We start from the raw sequence: 22,008 nt of genomic DNA, 5'->3' as shown, positions 1-22,008 counted from the left end.
CTTAATCGGGATATCCCTGTGGATGGCGTGACTGCCAGTGCCAGGTGTCCTGCGCCATTTCATCGAGTGTGCGCGTTACGCGCCAGTTCAGTTCGCGATCGGCTTTGCTGGCATCCGCCCAGTAGGCCGGGAGGTCGCCCGCACGACGCGGTGCAAAATGATAGTTAACCGGCTTGCCGCAGGCTTTACTGAAGGCATTAACCACGTCCAGCACGCTGCTGCCTACGCCTGCACCGAGGTTGTAGATGTGTACGCCTGGCTTGTTCGCCAGTTTTTCCATCGCCACGACGTGACCGTCCGCCAGATCCATTACGTGGATGTAATCGCGAACACCAGTGCCATCTTCGGTCGGATAATCGTTACCAAAAATAGCCAGAGAGTCGCGACGGCCTACAGCAACCTGGGCGATATATGGCATCAGGTTATTCGGAATACCTTGCGGATCTTCGCCCATATCGCCCGACGGATGCGCACCAACCGGGTTGAAGTAGCGCAGCAGGGCAATGCTCCAGTCCGGCTGGGCTTTTTGCAGGTCGGTAAGGATCTGTTCCACCATCAGCTTGCTTTTGCCGTAAGGGCTTTGCGGTGTGCCGGTCGGGAAGCTCTCAACGTAAGGAATTTTGGGTTGATCGCCATAGACGGTGGCGGAGGAGCTGAAGATAAAGTTTTTGACGTTCGCGGCGCGCATGGCGCTAATCAGACGCAGGGTGCCATTGACGTTGTTATCGTAATATTCCAGCGGTTTTTGTACCGACTCGCCAACGGCTTTCAGCCCGGCGAAGTGGATCACGGTATCGATAGCGTGATCGTGCAGGATCTCGGTCATCAACGCTTCGTTGCGAATATCGCCTTCAATAAATGTCGGATGTTTGCCGCCTAAACGCTCGATAACAGGCAGTACACTGCGCTTACTGTTACAGAGGTTATCAAGAATGATGACATCATGACCGTTTTGCAGTAATTGCACACAGGTATGACTTCCAATGTAACCGCTACCACCGGTAACCAGAACTCTCATAATTCGCTCCATCAGGCTTATGGTATGAAATAACCATAGCATAACAAAGATGCGAAAAGTGTGACATGGAATAAATTAGTGGAATCGTTTACACAAGAATTTAGCCATCTTTTATGTGCGATTAAGCGATTATAAAACAGAGAGTTGGTGAATGATTGCGTCTTTTATCTGAAAAAAGAGGTGTTTTCATGCCTGGATGTGTCTAACCGTAGGCCGGATTAGGCGTTTACGCCGCATCCGGCACAGTCAGCATTACAGACTTAGCTTATTTTTGTCAGCGCATAGCGATAGAGGTCGCCATCCGGCACGAACTCCAGCCGATGGGTAATACAGGCTGGTGCATCTTCAGCGTGGTGCGAAACAAACAACAACTGCGTTTCACCTTCGCTAATCAGTATATCCACAAAACGGCGGATAAGTTGGCGATTCAGCGGGTCAAGCCCTTGTAAAGGTTCATCGAGAATAAGCAATGTAGGATGCTTCACCAACGCCCGCACGATTAACGCCAGACGCTGCTGTCCCCAGGAAAGACTATGGAAGGGCGCGTCAGCGGTGCGTTTATCAATGCCGAGAATATCCAGCCACTGTTGCACCAGTTTTTTCTGGCGATCTGAAACGGCCTGATAAATGCCAATGGAATCAAAATAACCAGAAAGGATCACGTTGCGCACGGTAGTACTGACGCGGTAATCCAGATGCAAACTACTGCTGACGTAACCGATATGCTTTTTGATATCCCAGATGGTTTCACCGCTGCCGCGACGCCGTCCGAAAAGCGTCAAATCGTTGCTGTAACCTTGCGGATGATCGCCAGTAATCAGGCTTAATAACGTCGATTTTCCCGCGCCATTTGGCCCGACAATTTGCCAGTGTTCACCAGGATTCACCTGCCAGCTAAGGTTGTTAAGAATAGGGCGATCGTTATAAGAAACCACGCCGTTATTTAGTACAATTCGTGGTTCGCTGGCGGGTAAGGTGTGACGTGCTGAAGGCTCATCCGGCTCTGGTAGATGCACGCCATCAAGCCGCTCACTGTGTGCCAGTTGGGCGACGAGAGCCTGCCGGAGCAGTTCCTCTTTAGCGCCAGTTTCCGTTAATGTGCAATCCGCCAGCACACCGGCAAACTGGACAAATTCCGGGATCTCATCGAAGCGATTGAGTACCAATACCAGAGTAATCCCTGACTGATGTAACGAAGCGAGTAGTTCTGCCAGTTGCTGACGTGAGGCAACATCAAGACCATCGAACGGTTCATCTAAAATCAGCAAGTCAGGCTCCGACATCAGCGCCTGACACAAAAGGGTTTTGCGCGTTTCGCCAGTAGAAAGATATTTAAAACGTCGGTCGAGGAGAGCGGTAATACTGAACTGTTGCGCCAGTTGAGCGCAACGCTGAGTATCCTTAACTTCATCCTGAATGATCTCTGCCGTGGTGCGCCCGGTGTCATCTTCGCCAGGGCTGAGCATATCGGTGTTATTACGCAGCCATTCATCGCTGACGAGCTTTTGCAATTGCTCGAAGGAGAGACGAGTGATGTGGGAAAACTGGCTTTGCCGTTCGCCTTTCAATAGCGGAAGTTCACCTGCCAGCGCGCGAGCCAGCGCCGACTTCCCGCTACCGTTAGAACCGACAAACGCCCAACTATCACCCGCGTTTAAATTTAGCTGATGCAATTGCAGCGTTTTTGTGTCGCTAAGACGAAACGTGCCTTGCAAAATTTGCAACGATGACATTTTGTATCCCATTTTGTGCAGCGATTACTGACAGGGATACGTGTTTCATAACAAATTGTCAACACGCTTAACACAGCGTGGCGATAATCACACTGTCGGCGTTAAAGTAAGCCGTGACATTTTGCCCTTGCTTAAGAGATGCGGCTTCATTTACCGGCACCGTGGCGCACAGGGTTTGCCCGTCTGGTAACGCCATTAATACTTCGCACTGTTCCGCGCCGCGCTCAATATGACTAATAATACCCGGTAATTGGTTGTCGGCACCCTGGGCCACCGTGTCATCCTGGGTAATGTTCACCCACGGCGCTTTCAGCAGAATCAACACTTCTTTGCCTTCATCCAGCCCCAGACGCGCGCCACTTTGCGCGGTAATTGCGACTTTTAACCGTGTTTTGCCGTCGGCCAGTAAGACATCAACATGCTGTTGAACGTCATCATGATCGCGTGCGGTGATGGTGCCGAACCATTGGTTACGGGCGCTGGTTTGCAGTGAGAAACGTGAGATAGCTGCCAGCAGGCTGTTCAGCGGCAGGGCGTCATCGTCACTTAACACATCAAAGGCTTTTTGCTGGATCTGGGCGAGAAGATCGTAAAGCTGAATCAGCCGCTGACCATAGCGGGTCAGTACCGCACCGCCGCCGCCTTTTCCACCCGTTGCACGCTCAACCAGCGTATGCTCACTTAACTGATTCATCTCGTTAATGGCATCCCAGGCGCTTTTATAGCTGATACCGGCATCTTTTGCCCCCTGGCTGATGGAACCGGAAAGCGCGATGTGCTTTAGTAGCGAAATGCGGCGTGGGTCGGCAAAGAGCTTTTGTTGAAGCTTAAGAGTGAGAAGGATTTCGGCCTGCATAACAATGTCCTGGCAAAAGTCTTATTGTGACGGAAAATGAGCGCCACGCAAAGCTGACCGCACAAAAGGGGAGTGCTTTTCTGTGCTTAGCGGTTAGAATAATGACAGGACTATATCTGGAGTTGACCATGTTAGAGTTATTAAAAAGTCTGGTATTCGCCGTAATCATGGTACCTGTTGTGATGGCCATCATCCTGGGTCTGATTTACGGTCTTGGTGAAGTATTCAACATCTTTTCTGGTGTTGGTAAAAAAGACCAGCCCGGACAAAATCATTGATTCCATGAATGCCCGCTCAGTCGGGCATTTTCTTTTTCCTCAACTTCCTGCTTTTCCTGCCGATATTTTTTCTAACTACCTCTCAAAGGTTAACAATAACTGCTGGGAAAATTCTGAACTTGCCGTTATATTGACGCCTACATAACGTTAAATAAAGGGGTTACAAATGGCTCGTAAATGGTTAAACCTGTTTGCCGGGGCGGCGCTCTCTTTCACCGTTGCTGGCAACGCGTTGGCGGATGAAGGGAAAATCACGGTTTTTGCTGCAGCATCACTGACCAACGCGATGCAGGATATCGCCACACAGTATAAAAAAGAGAAGGGCGTGGATGTCGTTTCTTCTTTTGCCTCTTCTTCTACCTTAGCTCGTCAGATTGAAGCTGGCGCACCAGCGGATCTGTTTATTTCTGCCGATCAGAAATGGATGGATTATGCAATTGATAAAAAAGGGATTGATACCGCCACGCGTCAGACATTGCTCGGCAATAGCCTGGTCGTTGTAGCACCGAAAACCAGCGAGCAGAAAGAGTTCACCATCGATAGCAAAACTAACTGGACCACTTTACTGAATGGCGGTCGCCTGGCTGTTGGTGATCCGGAACATGTTCCGGCTGGCATTTATGCGAAAGAAGCTCTGCAAAAACTGGGCGCATGGGATACCCTCTCCCCGAAACTGGCTCCGGCAGAAGATGTTCGCGGGGCACTGGCGCTGGTTGAACGCAATGAAGCACCGCTGGGCATTGTTTACGGTTCTGACGCGGTTGCCAGCAAAGGGGTAAAAGTGGTTGCTACCTTCCCGGAAGATTCGCATAAAAAAGTGGAATATCCGGTTGCTGTCGTGGAAGGGCATAACAATGCGACAGTGAAAGCATTTTACGATTATCTGAAGGGACCGCAGGCAGCGGAAATCTTTAAACGTTACGGATTTACAACTAAGTAATGATACTGACCGATCCAGAATGGCAGGCAGTTTTATTAAGCCTGAAAGTTTCTTCCCTGGCTGTGCTGTTTAGCCTGCCGTTTGGGATCTTTTTTGCCTGGTTACTGGTGCGCTGCACGTTTCCGGGCAAAGCTCTGCTCGACAGTGTACTGCATCTACCTCTGGTGTTACCGCCAGTGGTCGTCGGTTACTTGCTGTTAGTTTCGATGGGGCGGCGCGGATTTATCGGTGAACGTCTGTATGACTGGTTTGGCATTACCTTCGCGTTTAGCTGGCGTGGCGCAGTCCTCGCTGCCGCAGTCATGTCTTTTCCACTGATGGTGCGGGCGATTCGTCTGGCGCTGGAAGGGGTTGATGTCAAACTGGAACAGGCCGCAAGAACGCTGGGGGCCGGGCGTTGGCGCGTTTTCTTTACTATTACCTTACCGCTGACGTTGCCGGGAATTATCGTCGGTACGGTACTGGCTTTCGCACGTTCGCTCGGTGAATTTGGCGCCACCATCACCTTTGTTTCGAACATTCCTGGCGAAACGCGGACCATTCCTTCTGCCATGTATACCCTGATCCAGACTCCTGGCGGCGAAAGCGGCGCGGCAAGACTTTGTATTATCTCTATTGCGCTGGCGATGATCTCCCTGCTGATCTCGGAATGGCTGGCCAGAATCAGTCGTGAACGGGCGGGGCGTTAATCATGCTGGAATTGAATTTTTCCCAGACTTTGGGCAACCATTGCCTGACCATTAATGAAAAGCTGCCAGCTAATGGCATCACCGCTATCTTTGGTGTTTCCGGTGCGGGAAAAACCTCGCTAATTAACGCTATCAGTGGGCTGACTCGTCCGCAAAAAGGGCGAATTGTCCTCAATGGTCGGGTATTAAATGATGCCGAAAAAGGTATCTGCCTGACGCCGGAAAAGCGTCGCGTTGGCTATGTTTTTCAGGATGCGCGGCTGTTTCCGCATTACAAAGTGCGTGGCAATCTGCGCTATGGCATGGCGAAAAGCATGGTCGATCAGTTCGACAAACTGGTGGCGCTTTTAGGTATTGAACCCTTGCTTGACCGCTTACCGGGCAGTCTTTCCGGGGGCGAAAAACAGCGCGTGGCGATTGGTCGGGCCTTGCTGACGGCTCCGGAATTACTGTTACTGGATGAACCGCTGGCGTCGCTGGATATTCCGCGTAAACGCGAACTGTTGCCTTATTTGCAACGTTTGACGCGGGAAATCAACATTCCAATGCTCTATGTCAGCCATTCACTGGATGAGATCCTTCATCTGGCAGACCGGGTTATGGTGCTGGAAAACGGTCAGGTGAAAGCCTTTGGTGCACTGGAAGACGTCTGGGGCAGTAGCGTGATGAATCCGTGGCTGCCGAAAGAGCAACAAAGCAGCATTCTGAAAGTGACGGTACTGGAGCATCACCCGCATTATGCGATGACCGCGCTGGCGCTGGGCGATCAGCATTTGTGGGTTAATAAGCTGGACGAACCGCTGCAAGCCGCGCTACGGATTCGCATTCAGGCATCCGATGTCTCTCTGGTTTTACAACCACCGCAGCAAACCAGCATCCGCAACGTGTTGCGCGCAAAAGTGGTCAACAGTTATGACGATAACGGTCAGGTGGAAGTCGAACTGGAAGTCGGCGGTAAAACGCTGTGGGCGCGTATTAGCCCGTGGGCCAGGGACGAACTGGCAATCAGACCGGGTCTGTGGCTGTACGCGCAAATTAAAAGTGTGTCGATAACTGCCTGATTAAATCAGGTGGCTATAAATGAACTGGGCAATGCTGTCAGTGGTATTGTCACCAATCACAATGTTGGCGCGAGCTTTTACCGCGTCATCAGCATTGCCCATTGCCACACCTGTGCCAGCAGCTTCCAGCATACTGATATCATTAAAGTTATCGCCAAATGCAATCACGTTTTCCATTGACCAGCCTTGTGCTTCAATCCATTTCGTCAGGCGTTTGCCTTTACTATTACCGCCGCGCGCAATATCAACCTGATCGTGCCAGGACCATTCACACTCCAACCCCAACTCGTGTTCAACATGTTTACCAAAATGCTGCAATTGCGGCAGATCATCGTGCGTCAGAGCGAATTTCCACACCGCATTAACTTCTTGTGCCGTCTCGGCCAGTGAGGCTACCTGGGTAAAAGTCGGACGTTGTTCCGGTGGCAGTGTCTGTGCCCAGTTAGAGGTACGAATAACATGCCCGGTCGGGTGCTCATAAACCATCGCATCATCCACATACATCAGACCGTGAATGTGGTGTTCATTCAACATCTCAATGAGTTGCAAGGCCTTGTTGACGGGCATTGGGTCAGCTTCCAACACAGTTTTTGCATGATAATCATACAAATAGGTGCCATTACAGCAAATAGCAGGTGTATCCAGCGCCAGTGCCTGATAAAAAGGGTGGATAGCGACGTGATGGCGACCCGTGACGATAATCAATTGATAGCCAGCCTCGCGAGCGCGGGCAAGTGCTTCTATTGATGAAGGAAGTAGGGTCTTTTTCGGGGTCAATAAGGTGCCGTCTAAGTCGAGAGCAATCACGCGTGTGGTCATGGCGTTTTCCAGATTAAGGTTAAGAGTTTTCGTCTAAGTGAATGGTACACCGATACCACTATCGGACAAAATTCTGCGCTTTAATTCAGCATTCACCGCCAAAAGCGACTAATTTTAGCTGTTACAGTCAGTTGCTAAATGCAAAGGAGCATTCATGAAGCAAACCGTTTATATCGCCAGCCCTGAGAGTCAGCAAATTCACGTCTGGAACCTGAATCATGAAGGCGCACTGACGCTGACACAGGTTGTTGATGTCCCGGGACAGGTGCAGCCGATGGTGGTCAGCCCGGATAAGCGTTATCTCTATGTTGGCGTTCGTCCGGAGTTTCGCGTACTGGCGTATCGCATTGCACCAGACGATGGCGCACTGACATTCGCCGCAGAGTCGGCGTTGCCGGGTAGCCCGACCCATATTTCCACCGATCATCAGGGACAATTTGTTTTTGTCGGCTCTTACAACGCAGGCAATGTAAGCGTAACGCGTCTGGAAGATGGCCTGCCAGTGGGCGTGGTCGATGTGGTTGAGGGACTGGACGGCTGCCATTCCGCCAATATTTCGCCGGATAACCGCACGCTGTGGGTTCCGGCATTAAAGCAGGATCGTATTTGCCTGTTTACGGTCAGCGATGATGGTCATCTGGTGGCGCAGGATCCGGCAGAAGTGACTACCGTCGAAGGTGCCGGCCCACGTCATATGGTGTTCCATCCAAACGAACAATATGCTTATTGTGTCAATGAATTAAACAGCTCAGTTGATGTCTGGGAACTGAAAGATCCGCACAGCAATATCGAATGTGTACAGACCCTGGATATGATGCCGGAAAACTTTTCCGACACCCGTTGGGCAGCTGATATTCATATCACTCCGGATGGTCGACATTTATATGCTTGTGACCGTACCGCCAGCCTGATTACCGTCTTCAGCGTCTCGGAAGATGGCAGTGTGTTAAGTAAAGAGGGCTTCCAGCCAACTGAAACCCAGCCGCGCGGCTTTAACGTCGATCACAGCGGCAGGTACCTGATTGCTGCCGGACAAAAATCTCACCACATCTCAGTGTACGAAATTGTCGGTGAGCAGGGGCTGCTGCATGAAAAAGGTCGCTATGCGGTCGGACAGGGGCCAATGTGGGTAGTGGTGAACGCACACTAACCGTTGACTTACCCGGCGCTGAATCTATTGCGCCGGGTGTATTAACTCATCTCCTGTAACGCATGTCTCTGGCGTTCGACGATATTGGTCCACAAATTGTCTTTATCGTCAGTCCACAAATTAATCAGTAAGGCAAAAAAGCGTTCTGCCGCTGGAGAAAGTACGGCATCTTTGCGGCGAATAATCCCCAATGTCCGACGAATAACCGGTTCCACCAGCGGAATACCGATGATAGAAGAATAGGGCGCATGGGGCATTGCCAGACCAGGAAGCGCCGAAATCCCCAACCCCGCCTCAACCAGTCCTAATGACGTCGAAAGATGACGCACTTCGTAAAACCAGTCCAGCTTCCAGGGCTTGTCGGCCAGTTTTTGCTCAATCAGCAGTCGGTTGCCGCTGGAGGAGCGTACACCAATCATTTTGTAACCCGCCAGTTCCTGCCATTCCACTAGCTGCTTTTTGGCTAATGGATGGTCACGCCGACAGGCCAGCACGAACGGCTCGTTGACCAGTGGGGTAAAATCAATGGATGAATTTGTGATGTTGTTCATGTTTATGCCAAAGTCAGACTCGTTACATAGCACCGACTCCATGCAATTATTCGTGCCTTGTTCCAGAATCCGCACTTTAATATTGGGATATAGCTCATTAAATTTGCCGATCGCCAACGGTAAAAAATAGAACACCGCGGTTGGAATACACGCTAATGTCACCATACCTCGATGATGAGCATTCATGCCGCGAATATTAAAAAGAGTTTCATCAAATTTATTTATTAATCCCCGAGCCTCTGGTAGCAGCATTTTTCCCGCTTTTGTTAAAGTAACCTTGCGAGTTGTACGCTCAAAGAGCTGGATATGTAAATCCTCTTCCATCTTTTTTATTCTGCGTGTTAATGCAGGTTGCGTAATATTAAGTAATTTAGCGGCGTTGTTAAATGAACTGGATTCTGCCAGCGTGACAAACGCCTTCATACTTGATAATTCATGCTTCATTACTACTCCGAAAAATGGAACCTGTGCTTTTTAGTAATTTACAGTTAAACAGTTTAACTGCAATTTAATTACTTAAATTAATGAAAAAATGTTATTAATCGTTGAGCTAAAGTCATTAGAGATGCTTTGCCCTTAATGTGACCATATCGCAATAAGTTATGTTTTTAAATTGAGGGCATTATTATGAAAAAAATACCCTGCGTGATGATGCGAGGTGGAACCTCGAGGGGGGCGTTCCTGTTAGCGGAACATTTACCCGAAGATCAAACGCAGCGCGATAAAATATTGATGGCAATTATGGGTTCCGGGAATGATCTGGAAATTGACGGTATCGGCGGCGGTAATCCGCTGACCAGTAAAGTCGCCATTATTAGCCGTTCCAGCGATTCGCGTGCTGATGTCGATTATTTGTTTGCACAGGTAATCGTCCATGAGCAGCGTGTCGATACTACGCCTAACTGCGGCAATATGTTGTCTGGCGTTGGGGCATTCGCGATTGAAAATGGTTTGATCACTGCAACGTCACCGGTTACTCGCGTGCGTATCCGCAACGTCAATACTGACACACTCATCGAAGCTGATGTGCAAACGCCAAATGGTGTCGTCGAGTACGAAGGTAGCGCCAGAATTGACGGCGTGCCAGGAACTGCCGCACCGGTCGCGCTCACTTTCCTGAATGCCGCAGGGACGAAAACTGGAAAAGTTTTCCCGACGGATAAACCGATTGATTATTTTGACGATGTTCCGGTGACCTGTATCGATATGGCCATGCCGGTGGTCATTATTCCTGCTGAATATCTTGGAAAAACAGGCTATGAATTGCCTGTGGAATTAGATGCTGATAAAGCATTATTAGCCCGTGTTGAATCTATCCGTCTGCAAGCCGGTAAAGCAATGGGGTTAGGAGATGTCAGCAATATGGTAATTCCTAAACCCGTGCTTATTTCCCCAGCGCAGAAAGGCGGTGCGATTAATGTACGTTATTTTATGCCGCATTCTTGTCATCGCGCGCTGGCGATAACCGGAGCTATTGCCATATCCAGTAGCTGTGCGCTGGAAGGCACGGTCACCCGGCAAATTGTTCCTTCAGTGAGTTACGGCAATATCAATATTGAACACCCCAGTGGTGCGCTTGACGTTCATTTAAGTAATGAAGGTCAGGATGCCACAACGTTACGTGCATCTGTTATTCGGACGACCAGAAAAATATTTTCCGGTGAAGTTTATCTTCCCTGAAAAATTTCTTTGTCGTGATAAGGACAATCAATAAAGGAATTCTGTATTAATAATACAGAAAGTGCAGGATATTAAATGAATAAAAAATCATTATGGAAGCTAATTCTGATATTAGCGATCCCGTGTATTATTGGCTTTATGCCAGCCCCGGCAGGATTAAGTGAACTGGCGTGGGTGCTTTTTGGTATTTATCTGGCAGCAATTGTAGGGCTGGTCATCAAGCCTTTCCCGGAACCTGTCGTGCTGTTAATTGCGGTTGCTGCCTCGATGGTGGTGGTGGGTAACTTATCTGGTGGAGAGTTCAAAACCACCGCCGTACTAAGTGGATACTCTTCCGGTACAACCTGGCTGGTATTCTCTGCGTTCACCTTAAGCGCCGCGTTTGTTACCACCGGCTTAGGTAAACGTATCGCTTATCTGCTGATTGGTAAAATTGGTAGCACTACCCTGGGACTGGGTTACGTTACCGTATTCCTCGATCTGGTACTGGCTCCGGCAACACCGTCTAACACCGCGCGTGCTGGCGGTATCGTATTGCCGATTATCAACAGCGTGGCGGTGGCTCTGGGTTCTGAACCGGAAAAAAGCCCGCGTCGTGTTGGGCATTACCTGATGATGTCCATTTACATGGTCACCAAAACCACCAGCTATATGTTCTTTACCGCAATGGCGGGGAACATCCTGGCGCTGAAAATGATCAACGACATTCTGCACCTGCAAATTAGCTGGGGTGGGTGGGCGCTGGCTGCCGGTTTGCCTGGCATCATTATGCTGCTGGTCACTCCACTGGTGATTTACACCATGTATCCACCAGAAATCAAAAAAGTGGATAACAAAACCATCGCCAAAGCGGGTCTTTCTGAACTGGGGCCGATGAAAATTCGCGAAAAAATGCTGCTCGGTGTATTTGTGCTGGCGCTGCTGGGGTGGATTTTCAGTAAGACTCTTGGGGTTGATGAATCTACCGTGGCTATTGTTGTTATGGCGACCATGCTGCTGCTGGGTATTGTGACCTGGGAAGACGTGGTTAAAAATAAAGGCGGCTGGAATACCTTAATCTGGTACGGCGGTATTATCGGCTTAAGCTCACTATTATCGAAAGTAAAATTCTTTGAATGGTTAGCCGAAGTCTTTAAAAATAATCTGGCATTTGATGGTCACGGTAACGTTGCCTTCTTCGTGATTATTTTCCTTAGCATCATTGTGCGTTATTTCTTCGCTTCCGGTAGTGCCTATATCGTAGCTATGTTACCGGTATTTGCCATGCTGGCGAATGTCTCCGGTGCACCGTTAATGTTAACCGCGTTGGCTCTGCTGTTCTCCAACTCCTACGGCGGCATGGTCACTCACTATGGCGGCGCGGCAGGTCCGGTCATCTTCGGCGTGGGTTACAACGATATTAAATCCTGGTGGTTGGTCGGTGCGGTACTGACGATATTAACTTTCCTGGTACATATCACCCTCGGTGTATGGTGGTGGAATATGCTGATCGGCTGGAACATGCTGTAAATATTCTCAAATATCCCTTCATTATCTTTCTGCGCACTTTACGGTGCGCAGATATCTGGAGTCTCTGATGATCAAGTTGTCTGAAAAAGGCGTGTTTCTCGCCAGTAATAACGAAATAATTGCCGAAGAATATTTCACTGGAGAAATAAAAAAAGAAGAAGCCAAAAAAGGCACGATTTCCTGGTCTATTCTCTCTTCCCATAATACGTCAGGAAATATGGACAAACTTAAAATTAAGTTTGATTCATTGGCCTCACACGATATTACCTTTGTCGGGATTATTCAGACCGCCAAAGCCTCCGGGATGGAGCGTTTTCCGCTGCCGTATGTGCTGACCAATTGCCATAACTCATTGTGTGCAGTGGGTGGCACTATTAATGGCGATGACCATATTTTTGGTTTATCGGCAGCTCAGCGTTATGGCGGTATTTTTGTGCCTCCGCACATTGCGGTAATCCATCAATATATGCGTGAGATGATGGCAGGCGGCGGAAAAATGATCCTCGGGTCAGACAGCCATACCCGCTACGGTGCGTTAGGTACGATGGCGGTTGGTGAAGGCGGCGGCGAGCTGGTTAAGCAACTGCTGAATGACACCTGGGATATCGACTATCCGGGCGTAGTAGCGGTACATCTGACCGGCAAACCCGCCCCCTATGTCGGGCCACAGGATGTGGCGCTGGCGATTATCGGCGCGGTGTTCAAAAACGGTTATGTCAAAAACAAAGTGATGGAGTTCGTGGGGCCGGGTGTTGCGGCTCTCTCTACCGATTTCCGTAACAGCGTTGACGTGATGACCACTGAAACCACCTGTTTAAGCTCCGTCTGGCAAACTGATGACGAAGTGCATAACTGGCTGGCGCTGCACGGTCGCGGTGAGGATTACAGCCAGCTTAATCCACAGCCAATGGCTTATTACGACGGCTGTATTAGCGTTGATTTAAGCGCCATCAAGCCAATGATTGCGCTGCCATTCCATCCGAGCAACGTCTATGAAATTGACACGCTGAACCAGAATCTGACTGACATTCTGCGTGAGATTGAAATTGAGTCCGAACGCGTAGCGCATGGTAAAGCCAAACTCTCGCTGCTGGATAAAGTGGAAAATGGTCGCCTGAAAGTGCAGCAGGGGATTATTGCGGGTTGCTCTGGCGGTAACTATGAAAACGTCATCGCCGCAGCAAATGCGCTGCGCGGTCAATCTTGTGGCAACGACACTTTCTCGCTGGCGGTTTACCCGTCATCACAGCCGGTGTTTATGGATTTAGCCAAAAAAGGCGTAGTGGCGGATTTGATTGGCGCAGGCGCAATCATCAGAACCGCATTCTGCGGCCCATGTTTTGGCGCGGGTGATACGCCAATCAACAACGGTTTGAGTATTCGCCACACCACGCGTAACTTCCCGAACCGTGAAGGCTCTAAGCCAGCCAATGGCCAAATGTCAGCGGTGGCGTTGATGGACGCTCGTTCTATCGCCGCAACTGCCGCAAACGGTGGGTACTTAACTTCTGCCAGCGAACTCGACTGCTGGGGCAACGTGCCGGAGTACGCCTTCGATGTAACTCCGTATAAAAACCGTGTTTATCAGGGCTTTGTGAAAGGGGCGACTCAGCAACCGCTGATCTACGGGCCGAACATCAAAGACTGGCCAGAATTAGGTGCGCTGACTGACAATATCGTCCTTAAAGTGTGTTCGAAGATCCTCGACGAAGTGACCACTACCGACGAATTGATTCCTTCCGGTGAAACCTCTTCGTATCGTTCAAATCCGATTGGTCTGGCGGAGTTTACTTTGTCACGCCGCGATCCGGGTTATGTCGGCAGAAGTAAAGCCACTGCCGAGCTGGAAAATAAACGTCTGGCGGGGAACATCAGCGAGCTGGCAGAGGTGTTTGCGCGTATTAAGCAGATTGCTGGTCAGGAAAATATTGATCCGCTGCAAACTGAAATTGGCAGCATGGTCTATGCGGTCAAACCAGGCGATGGTTCTGCGCGTGAACAGGCGGCAAGCTGCCAGCGTGTAATTGGCGGTCTGGCGAATATTGCTGAGGAATATGCGACTAAACGTTACCGTTCTAACGTCATCAACTGGGGGATGTTACCGCTGCAAATGGTGGAAGTGCCGAGCTTTGACGTGGGGGATTACATTTATATTCCAGGCATTAAATCGGCGCTGGATAATCCCGGTACGACGTTCAAAGGTTACGTGATCCATGAAGATGTGCCGGTAACAGAAATTACACTCTATATGGAGAACCTGACTGCCGAAGAGCGCGAAATTATCAAGGCGGGGAGTTTGATTAACTTCAATAAAAACCGTCAGATGTAAAAAGCGTCATGTGAATGTAGGCCGCATCCGGCACTTATTGTCGGATGCGATGCTTGCGCATCTTATCCGACCTACGAATCGCATTGAACCTGTAGGGCGGATAAGGCGTTTACGCCGCATCCGGCACTTATTGTCGGATGCGATGCTTGCGCATCTTATCCGACCTACGAATCGCATCGAACCTGTAGGCCGGATAAGGCGTTTACGCCGCATCCGGCACTTATTGTCGGATGCGATGCTGGTGCATCTTATCCGACCTACAAATCGCATCGAACCTGTAGGCCGGATAAGGCGTTTACGCCGCATCCGGCCAATAGTTAACAGCGCTTACTTCTTCGCCTCTGCAACCACTTTGCTACCCACGCCGCGGTTATTGTATTCCCACATACGGTTGTAGTTTGTGTCATTCAGATTGCGCTGCACTTCGTCATCATCATCAACGCTGCCGGTGTTACCCGCAAACGGACGATTAGAGATCACCGCATCGGCCCACGGTTTGACAGTGTTGAAGCCTTCGTTGATCACACTGTCACGGATTACCACCTGACCGTTGGTATTGGCATCAACATCCAGCGAGCGGCCTAATTGCGCGACACCATCACCAGAAGCATTGAAACGGCTGTTTACCGCGAGGAAACCGTAATAGATGTTAGACAGCGTCGCCGGTGCAAAAACATACGCTTCCTGCTGGGTACGAGAGTTCACCACGCGGAATTCGGTGTTATCGAACACCACTGCGCCACGACCGGAAACGATATCCACATCCCCTTCAATGTAGCTATTTGTCACCAGTGTACGCGGCTGGCGATTGGTTTCCAGACGGTTCTGCACACCGCTGTTGGTGACAAAGAAGGTATTCTGACGACCGAGAATATTGACGTTATTGATCTGCACTTTATCGCCATCGGTACGCAGCGCCACCGCCGGATGATTACCCGCATCTACGCTATCGCCCAGGGTGTTTTCGATGGTCAGATTTTGCAGTTGCAGACCATTGTTTTGCGACCAGAAGACCGCAGAACACAGTACACCGATACTGTCGCTGCGTTTGCTCTGGCAGCTATCGTACATATACCACGCTGGTTTACCTGGCATATATTTGCCGCGTGGGTTGACGTCGTGACGCCAGTCGGCAGGACTCATTCCACCATCAAGGGAAAGCCCAATTTTGACATCAATCGGTTTTTCACCCGTACCGTACAAAGTGATTCCACCCGGAGCTGCAGGAACGTAAACCGTGCCTTCATACTCACCTGGCAGCACGGCAATATACTGGCGCTTATTGGTGCGCTTGATAATTGCCGCATCCACCGCAGCCTGAATGGTCGTGTGCGTCACACCTTGTGTGCCCGCCGGTCCAACAACAAAGTCAGGTTGTGCGGGCAGGGTAATCGGTGAAGGGTTCCACGCTGCAGCACCTGGCGTCAGTGAGGAGAAATAGTGCTGCGCATCGAAATTCTGCGCTTCTTTTGCCGACAGAATCGGGCGAGAAGACGTACCAGGCGCGGTTTGATCAGAAGGACGTTGATCGGGCGGTGTTGAGCTACAGGCGGTCAGCGTCACGCCAAAAGCCAGTGCCAGCGCCAGACGGGAAACTGAAAATGTGTTCACAGGTTGCTCCGGGCTTTGAAATGGAAAAATGAATCCGTTGAAGCCTGCTTTTTTATACTAACTTTAGCGAAACGGGAAGGTAAAAAGACAAAAAGTTGTTTTTAATACCTTTAAGTGATGCCAGATGGTATCGCGCCATCTGGCAGAGTATTTAACTGAACATCGCGGTAATCGAGGCACTTGCCAGAGAGTGGAAATGGACGTTAAAGCCGACCATCGCGCCGCTGGCACCTTCATCGACATCAATACGTTCTACATCCAGTGCGTGAACGGTAAAAATGTAGCGATGGGTTTCGCCTTTCGGTGGCGCAGCGCCATCGTATCCGGTTTTACCAAAATCGGTACGCGTCTGCAAAACACCGTCTGGTATAGCCACCAGATCAGAGCCAAACCCTTGCGGCAATACGCGGGTATCGGCAGGCAAGTTAACAACTACCCAGTGCCACCAGCCAGAACCCGTTGGCGCATCCGGATCGTAACAGGTGACAACAAAACTTTTGGTTCCCGCAGGAACGTCGTCCCACGCCAGGTGCGGCGAAATATTATCGCCATCGTAGCCCATGCCATTAAAGACATGACGATGCGGTAACTTATCGCCATCGCGCAGATCATTACTGATGAGTTTCATGAACCCTCCTTTCTTGTTTGCAGAAAGTGTAGCCAGAAACACTCACGCTGACTTCTCGTTATTGGCAAAAAAATGTTTCATCCTGCACCGCTCGGTTAACGGCTGCCGTCAGGCGCTGTAACTGTTCCGGGCGAATAATATAGGGTGGCATCAGGTAGATAAGTTTGCCAAATGGCCGGATCCATACCCCCTGTTCGACGAAGAATTTTTGCAGAGCCGCCATATTTACCGGGCGTGTGGTTTCGACCACACCAATAGCCCCCAGCACGCGGACATCGGCAACCATTTCGGCGTCACGGGCGGGTGTGAGTTGCTCGCGTAGTTGTGCTTCAATAGCCGCTACCTGCTGCTGCCAGTCGCCAGATTCGATAATCGTCAGGCTGGCGTTCGCTGCTGCGCAGGCCAGCGGATTACCCATAAAAGTTGGCCCATGCATAAAGCAGCCAGCTTCGCCGTTACTGATGGTTTCCGCAACCAGGCGCGTAGTGAGTGTGGCGGAAAGCGTCATTGTGCCGCCCGTTAAGGCTTTGCCGAGACATAAAATATCCGGTGCGATACCCGCATGTTCGCAGGCAAAAAGTTTGCCGGTACGGCCAAAACCGGTGGCAATCTCGTCAGCAATCAGCAAGATACCTTCGCGATCGCACATTTTGCGGATTCGTTTTAACCACTCCGGATGGTACATACGCATCCCGCCTGCGCCCTGAACAATAGGTTCAATGATTACGGCAGCGATTTCATGACGATGCGCCGCCATTAGCCGCGCGAAGCCCACCATATCGCGCTCATCCCATTCGCCGTCCATACGGCTTTGCGGGGCGGGAGCAAACAAGTTTTCCGGCAGGTAGCCTTTCCACAGGCTGTGCATTGAGTTGTCCGGATCGCACACCGACATCGCGCCAAAAGTATCGCCATGATAACCATTGCGGAAGGTCAGAAAACGCTGGCGCGTTTCGCCTTTGGCCTGCCAGTACTGCAACGCCATCTTCATCGCCACTTCTACCGCCACGGAACCGGAGTCCGCGAGAAAAACGCACTCCAGCGATTCCGGCGTCATTGCCACCAGTTTGCGGCACAGCTCAATGGCTGGCGCATGGGTAATACCGCCAAACATCACGTGTGACATGGCATCAATTTGCGATTTCATCGCGGCATTGAGCTGTGGGTGATTGTAGCCGTGGATCGCCGCCCACCAGGAAGACATACCGTCAACCAGGCGTCTGGCGTCAGACAAAATCAGTTCGCAACCTTCTGCGCTCGCCACTGGATAAACCGGTAGTGGGGAGGTCATGGATGTGTACGGGTGCCAGATATGGCGTTGGTCAAAGGCAAGATCATCCGTTGTCATAATCGACTTGTAAACCAAATTGAAAAGTTTTAGGTTTACAAGTCTACACCGAATTAACAACAAAAAACACGTTTTGGAGAAGCCCCATGGCTCACCGCCCACGCTGGACATTGTCGCAAGTCACAGAATTATTTGAAAAACCATTACTGGATCTGCTTTTCGAAGCGCAGCAGGTTCACCGTCAGCATTTCGATCCTCGCCAGGTACAGGTCAGCACTTTGCTGTCGATTAAAACCGGCGCTTGTCCGGAAGATTGCAAATACTGCCCGCAAAGCTCTCGCTATAAAACCGGTCTGGAAGCTGAGCGGTTGATGGAAGTCGAACAGGTACTGGAATCAGCGCACAAAGCGAAAGCGGCTGGCTCGACGCGCTTCTGCATGGGCGCGGCGTGGAAAAATCCGCACGAGCGCGATATGCCGTACCTGGAACAAATGGTGCAGGGGGTAAAAGCGATGGGCCTGGAAGCGTGTATGACGCTGGGCACGTTGAGCGAATCCCAGGCGCAGCGCCTCGCGAATGCCGGGCTGGATTACTACAACCACAACCTTGATACCTCGCCGGAGTTTTACGGCAACATCATCACTACACGCACTTATCAGGAGCGTCTTGATACGCTGGAAAAAGTGCGCGAAGCCGGGATCAAAGTCTGTTCTGGCGGCATTGTTGGTTTAGGTGAAACGGTGAAAGATCGCGCCGGATTATTGCTACAACTGGCGAATCTACCGACGCCACCGGAAAGTGTGCCGATCAACATGCTGGTGAAGGTGAAAGGCACGCCGCTGGCAGATAACGATGATGTCGATGCCTTTGATTTTATTCGTACCATTGCAGTGGCGCGGATCCTGATGCCGACCTCATATGTGCGTCTTTCTGCCGGACGCGAGCAGATGAATGAACAGACTCAGGCGATGTGCTTTATGGCTGGGGCTAACTCGATTTTCTACGGCTGCAAATTGCTGACCACGCCGAATCCGGAAGAAGATAAAGACCTGCAACTGTTCCGCAAACTGGGGCTGAATCCGCAACAAACCGCCGTTCTGGCGGGCGATAACGAACAACAGCAGCGTCTGGAGCAGGCGCTGATGACCCCGGACACTGACGAATACTACAACGCGGCAGCCCTATGACCTGGCAGGAGAAAATCGACGCGGCGCTTGATGCGCGGCGCGAAGCTGATGCCCTGCGTCGTCGCTATCCGGTGGCGCAGGGAGCCGGACGCTGGCTGGTGGCAGATGGTCGCCAGTATCTGAACTTTTCCAGTAACGATTACCTCGGTTTGAGCCATCATCCGCACATCATCCGCGCCTGGCAGCAGGGCGCGGAACAATTTGGTGTCGGTAGCGGCGGTTCCGGGCATGTCAGCGGTTATAGCGTGATGCATCAGGCGCTGGAAGAAGAACTGGCGGAGTGGCTGGGCTATTCGCGGGCGCTACTGTTTATCTCCGGTTTCGCTGCCAATCAGGCGGTCATTGCCGCGATGATGACGAAAGAGGATCGCATCGTTGCCGACCGTCTTAGTCATGCTTCGTTGCTGGAGGCTGCCAGTTTAAGTCCGGCGCAGCTTCGCCGTTTTAGCCATAACGATGTCACTCATCTGACGCGTCTGCTTACAGCCTCCTGTCCGGGGCAGCAACTGGTGGTGACAGAAGGCGTGTTTAGCATGGACGGTGATAGCGCGCCGTTGGCAGAAATCCAGCAAGTAGCGCAACAGCACAACGCCTGGTTAATGGTCGACGATGCCCACGGGACGGGCGTTATCGGTGAGCAGGGGCGCGGCAGTTGCTGGCAGCAAAAGATGAAACCAGAATTGTTGGTGGTGACTTTTGGCAAAGGATTTGGCGTCAGTGGGGCGGCGGTACTTTGCTCCGATAGCGTGGCAGATTATCTGTTGCAGTTTGCCCGCCATCTTATCTACAGCACCAGTATGCCGCCCGCTCAGGCGCAGGCATTACGTGCATCGCTGGCGGTGATTCGTAGCGAAGAGGGTGACGCACGGCGGGAAAAACTGGCGGATCTGATTGCACGTTTTCGTAGTGGAGTACAGGGTTCGCCATTTACTCTCGCGGACTCATGCAGTGCCATCCAGCCATTAATCGTTGGTGATAACGCTCGCGCGCTACGCCTGGCAGAAAACCTGCGTCAGCAAGGTTGCTGGGTGACGGCGATTCGCCCGCCAACCGTACCCGCTGGCACCGCGCGGCTGCGCCTGACTTTAACCGCAGGGCATGAAATACCGGATATCGACCGTCTGCTGGAGGTGCTGCATGGCAACGGTTAATAAGCAGGCCATTGCGGCGGCATTTGGTCGGGCAGCCTCACAGTATGAGCAACACGCAGAGTTGCAGCGCCAGAGTGCCGACGCCTTACTGGCAATGCTCCCACAACGCCAGTACGCCCGGGTGCTGGACGCTGGTTGCGGGCCTGGCTGGATGAGCCGCCGCTGGCGTGAACGTAGCGCACAGGTGACGGCACTGGATCTCTCTCCGCTTATGCTTGTACAGGCACGTCAGCAGGATGCCGCACATCATTACCTGACAGGGGATATCGAATCCTTACCGCTGGCGAACACGACGTTTGATCTCGCGTGGAGCAACCTTGCCGTGCAATGGTGCGCTGAATTATCTACGGCATTACGCGAGCTTTATCGGGTAGTGTGTCCTGGCGGAATTGTGGCGTTTACCACCCTGGCACAAGGCTCATTACCAGAGCTACATCAGGCATGGCAGGCTGTAGACGCACGCCCCCACGCTAATCACTTTTTACCGCCAGCAGAAATTGAACGGGCGTTGAAAGGTTTTCGTCATCAATACAATATTCAACCCATTACGCTGTGGTTTGATGACGCACTCAGCGCCATGCGTTCACTGAAAGGTATTGGTGCAACGCATCTTCACGAAGGGCGCGACCAGCGAGTATTAACACGTTCACAGTTACAGCGATTGCAACTGGCCTGGCCGCAACAACAGGGGCGATACCCTCTGACTTATCATCTTTTTTTGGGAGTGATTACTCGTGAGTAAACGCTTTTTTGTTACCGGGACGGACACCGAAGTGGGGAAAACCGTTGCCAGTTGTGCGCTTTTACAGGCCGCTAAGGCTGCAGGTTACCGGACAGCAGGTTATAAACCGGTGGCCTCCGGCAGCGAAATGACTGCAGAAGGTTTACGTAACAGCGACGCGCTGGCGTTACAGCGCAACAGCAGCTTGCACCTGGATTACGCCACGGTAAATCCTTACACCTTCGCTGAACCTACTTCGCCACATATCATCAGCGCGGAAGAGGGGAGACCGATTGAGCCGAAGGTAATGAGCGCCGGATTACGCGCGCTGGAGCAACAGGCTGACTGGGTGTTAGTGGAAGGCGCTGGTGGCTGGTTTACGCCGCTTTCTGCTACTTTTACTTTTGCCGATTGGGTGAAGAGCGAACAACTGCCGGTGATTCTGGTCGTTGGGATAAAACTGGGCTGCATTAATCACGCGATGCTGACAGCACAGGCAGTACAGCAGGCTGGACTCACTCTCGCAGGCTGGGTGGCAAACGATGTCACGCCGCCAGGCAAACGGCATGGCGAATATATGGCCACTCTCACACGAATGATTCCTGCACCGCTGCTGGGGGAAATTCCCTGGCTTGAGGAAAATCCAGAAAGTGCGTTAACCGGAAGATATATCACTCTCACTTCACTGAAGTAGCAAAAAATTGGTTGAATTGCGAGCGAGCTGGCGTTTTCAGTCGTCCGTAATTTAACCAATCAAAGGCTAAAAAAATCGCGAAAAAATTTTTACCCCTGCATTATACGATTAGTAT

General features: G+C 51.2%; 20 protein-coding genes. 12 read left to right on the top strand and 8 right to left on the bottom strand.

Features of this window, described 5'->3' with window-relative positions:
- Window position 1: 1 nt before the first annotated feature.
- From galE to modE, 3 genes are all read right to left on the bottom strand, one after another.
- Window positions 2-1,018, bottom strand: coding sequence for a UDP-glucose 4-epimerase GalE (galE, locus tag C7B16_RS12470; RefSeq protein WP_001516015.1), 1,017 nt, complete (start codon window positions 1,016-1,018; stop codon window positions 2-4).
- 260 nt (window positions 1,019-1,278) lie between these two features.
- On the bottom strand, window positions 1,279-2,751 hold the full coding sequence (gene modF, locus C7B16_RS12465) for a molybdate ABC transporter ATP-binding protein ModF (protein WP_000096852.1): 1,473 nt from the start codon (window positions 2,749-2,751) through the stop codon (window positions 1,279-1,281).
- A 67-nt stretch (window positions 2,752-2,818) separates the two neighbouring features.
- Window positions 2,819-3,607, bottom strand: a complete 789-nt coding sequence (gene modE / locus C7B16_RS12460) for a molybdenum-dependent transcriptional regulator (protein ID WP_001147452.1) — start codon at window positions 3,605-3,607, stop codon at window positions 2,819-2,821.
- Window positions 3,608-3,735: 128 nt separating this feature from the next.
- Between modE and acrZ the strand changes: the two genes are divergently transcribed.
- From acrZ to modC, 4 genes are all read left to right on the top strand, one after another.
- Window positions 3,736-3,885, top strand: coding sequence for a multidrug efflux pump accessory protein AcrZ (acrZ, locus tag C7B16_RS12455; protein ID WP_000891515.1), 150 nt, complete (start codon window positions 3,736-3,738; stop codon window positions 3,883-3,885).
- 166 nt (window positions 3,886-4,051) lie between these two features.
- The gene (modA, locus tag C7B16_RS12445) at window positions 4,052-4,825 is read left to right on the top strand and encodes a molybdate ABC transporter substrate-binding protein (protein WP_001516017.1); all 774 of its coding nucleotides are present in this window, start codon (window positions 4,052-4,054) and stop codon (window positions 4,823-4,825) included.
- Window positions 4,825-5,514, top strand: a complete 690-nt coding sequence (gene modB / locus C7B16_RS12440) for a molybdate ABC transporter permease subunit (RefSeq protein ID WP_000604034.1) — start codon at window positions 4,825-4,827, stop codon at window positions 5,512-5,514. Before modA ends, modB begins: the two co-directional genes overlap by 1 nt.
- Before the next feature lie 2 nt (window positions 5,515-5,516).
- The gene (gene modC / locus C7B16_RS12435) at window positions 5,517-6,575 is read left to right on the top strand and encodes a molybdenum ABC transporter ATP-binding protein ModC (protein ID WP_000891658.1); all 1,059 of its coding nucleotides are present in this window, start codon (window positions 5,517-5,519) and stop codon (window positions 6,573-6,575) included.
- On the opposite strand, the gene ybhA is transcribed toward modC, so the two are convergent.
- A complete protein-coding gene (gene ybhA, locus C7B16_RS12430) occupies window positions 6,576-7,394 on the bottom strand; it encodes a bifunctional pyridoxal phosphate/fructose-1,6-bisphosphate phosphatase (RefSeq protein WP_000213424.1) in 819 nt (272 codons plus the stop codon). It abuts the gene before it with no gap.
- Window positions 7,395-7,548: 154 nt separating this feature from the next.
- Here ybhA and pgl point away from each other — a divergent pair, with 154 nt between their 5' ends.
- The gene (gene pgl / locus C7B16_RS12425; protein ID WP_107179762.1) at window positions 7,549-8,544 is read left to right on the top strand and encodes a 6-phosphogluconolactonase; all 996 of its coding nucleotides are present in this window, start codon (window positions 7,549-7,551) and stop codon (window positions 8,542-8,544) included.
- Window positions 8,545-8,585: 41 nt separating this feature from the next.
- Here pgl and C7B16_RS12420 read toward each other — a convergent pair whose 3' ends face one another.
- Entirely contained in the window at window positions 8,586-9,539 is a 954-nt protein-coding gene (locus C7B16_RS12420) for a LysR family transcriptional regulator (protein ID WP_001516019.1), read from the bottom strand.
- A gap of 183 nt (window positions 9,540-9,722) precedes the next feature.
- Between C7B16_RS12420 and C7B16_RS12415 the strand changes: the two genes are divergently transcribed.
- From C7B16_RS12415 to C7B16_RS12405, 3 genes are all read left to right on the top strand, one after another.
- Window positions 9,723-10,775 (top strand): 4-oxalomesaconate tautomerase, encoded by a 1,053-nt coding sequence (locus C7B16_RS12415; protein WP_000723670.1) that lies wholly within the window; start codon window positions 9,723-9,725, stop codon window positions 10,773-10,775.
- A gap of 75 nt (window positions 10,776-10,850) precedes the next feature.
- Window positions 10,851-12,284, top strand: a complete 1,434-nt coding sequence (locus C7B16_RS12410; RefSeq protein WP_001036492.1) for an anion permease — start codon at window positions 10,851-10,853, stop codon at window positions 12,282-12,284.
- A gap of 67 nt (window positions 12,285-12,351) precedes the next feature.
- Complete coding sequence (locus C7B16_RS12405; protein ID WP_016248497.1) at window positions 12,352-14,613, top strand: hydratase; 2,262 nt, start codon at window positions 12,352-12,354, stop codon at window positions 14,611-14,613.
- A 327-nt stretch (window positions 14,614-14,940) separates the two neighbouring features.
- Here C7B16_RS12405 and C7B16_RS12400 read toward each other — a convergent pair whose 3' ends face one another.
- The 3 genes from C7B16_RS12400 to bioA form a co-directional block, all read right to left on the bottom strand.
- Window positions 14,941-16,224, bottom strand: coding sequence for a putative acyl-CoA thioester hydrolase (locus C7B16_RS12400; protein ID WP_001091591.1), 1,284 nt, complete (start codon window positions 16,222-16,224; stop codon window positions 14,941-14,943).
- A 151-nt stretch (window positions 16,225-16,375) separates the two neighbouring features.
- Window positions 16,376-16,852 carry a kinase inhibitor gene (locus tag C7B16_RS12395; RefSeq protein ID WP_001516024.1) on the bottom strand — a complete coding sequence of 159 codons (477 nt, stop codon included), beginning with the start codon at window positions 16,850-16,852 and terminating at the stop codon, window positions 16,376-16,378.
- Between the two features lie 58 nt (window positions 16,853-16,910).
- The gene (gene bioA / locus C7B16_RS12390; RefSeq protein ID WP_001516025.1) at window positions 16,911-18,200 is read right to left on the bottom strand and encodes an adenosylmethionine--8-amino-7-oxononanoate transaminase; all 1,290 of its coding nucleotides are present in this window, start codon (window positions 18,198-18,200) and stop codon (window positions 16,911-16,913) included.
- An 86-nt stretch (window positions 18,201-18,286) separates the two neighbouring features.
- Between bioA and bioB the strand changes: the two genes are divergently transcribed.
- The 4 genes from bioB to bioD are packed head-to-tail and all read left to right on the top strand — an operon-like array spanning window position 18,287 to window position 21,893.
- Window positions 18,287-19,327, top strand: coding sequence for a biotin synthase BioB (gene bioB / locus C7B16_RS12385; protein WP_107179761.1), 1,041 nt, complete (start codon window positions 18,287-18,289; stop codon window positions 19,325-19,327).
- Window positions 19,324-20,478, top strand: a complete 1,155-nt coding sequence (gene bioF / locus C7B16_RS12380; RefSeq protein WP_107179760.1) for an 8-amino-7-oxononanoate synthase — start codon at window positions 19,324-19,326, stop codon at window positions 20,476-20,478. Before bioB ends, bioF begins: the two co-directional genes overlap by 4 nt.
- Window positions 20,465-21,220 carry a malonyl-ACP O-methyltransferase BioC gene (gene bioC / locus C7B16_RS12375; RefSeq protein ID WP_001516028.1) on the top strand — a complete coding sequence of 252 codons (756 nt, stop codon included), beginning with the start codon at window positions 20,465-20,467 and terminating at the stop codon, window positions 21,218-21,220. The genes bioF and bioC overlap by 14 nt, the downstream gene beginning before the upstream one ends.
- Window positions 21,213-21,893 (top strand): dethiobiotin synthase, encoded by a 681-nt coding sequence (gene bioD / locus C7B16_RS12370; RefSeq protein ID WP_000043999.1) that lies wholly within the window; start codon window positions 21,213-21,215, stop codon window positions 21,891-21,893. Before bioC ends, bioD begins: the two co-directional genes overlap by 8 nt.
- Window positions 21,894-22,008 lie beyond the last annotated feature (115 nt).

It is taken from the genome of Escherichia sp. 20412-1, assembly GCF_003027595.1.
Classification (GTDB): domain Bacteria; phylum Pseudomonadota; class Gammaproteobacteria; order Enterobacterales; family Enterobacteriaceae; genus Escherichia; species Escherichia marmotae.
The sequence above is the reverse complement of the archived record's forward strand: the minus strand, read 5'-3'. Positions and strand labels throughout refer to the sequence as shown.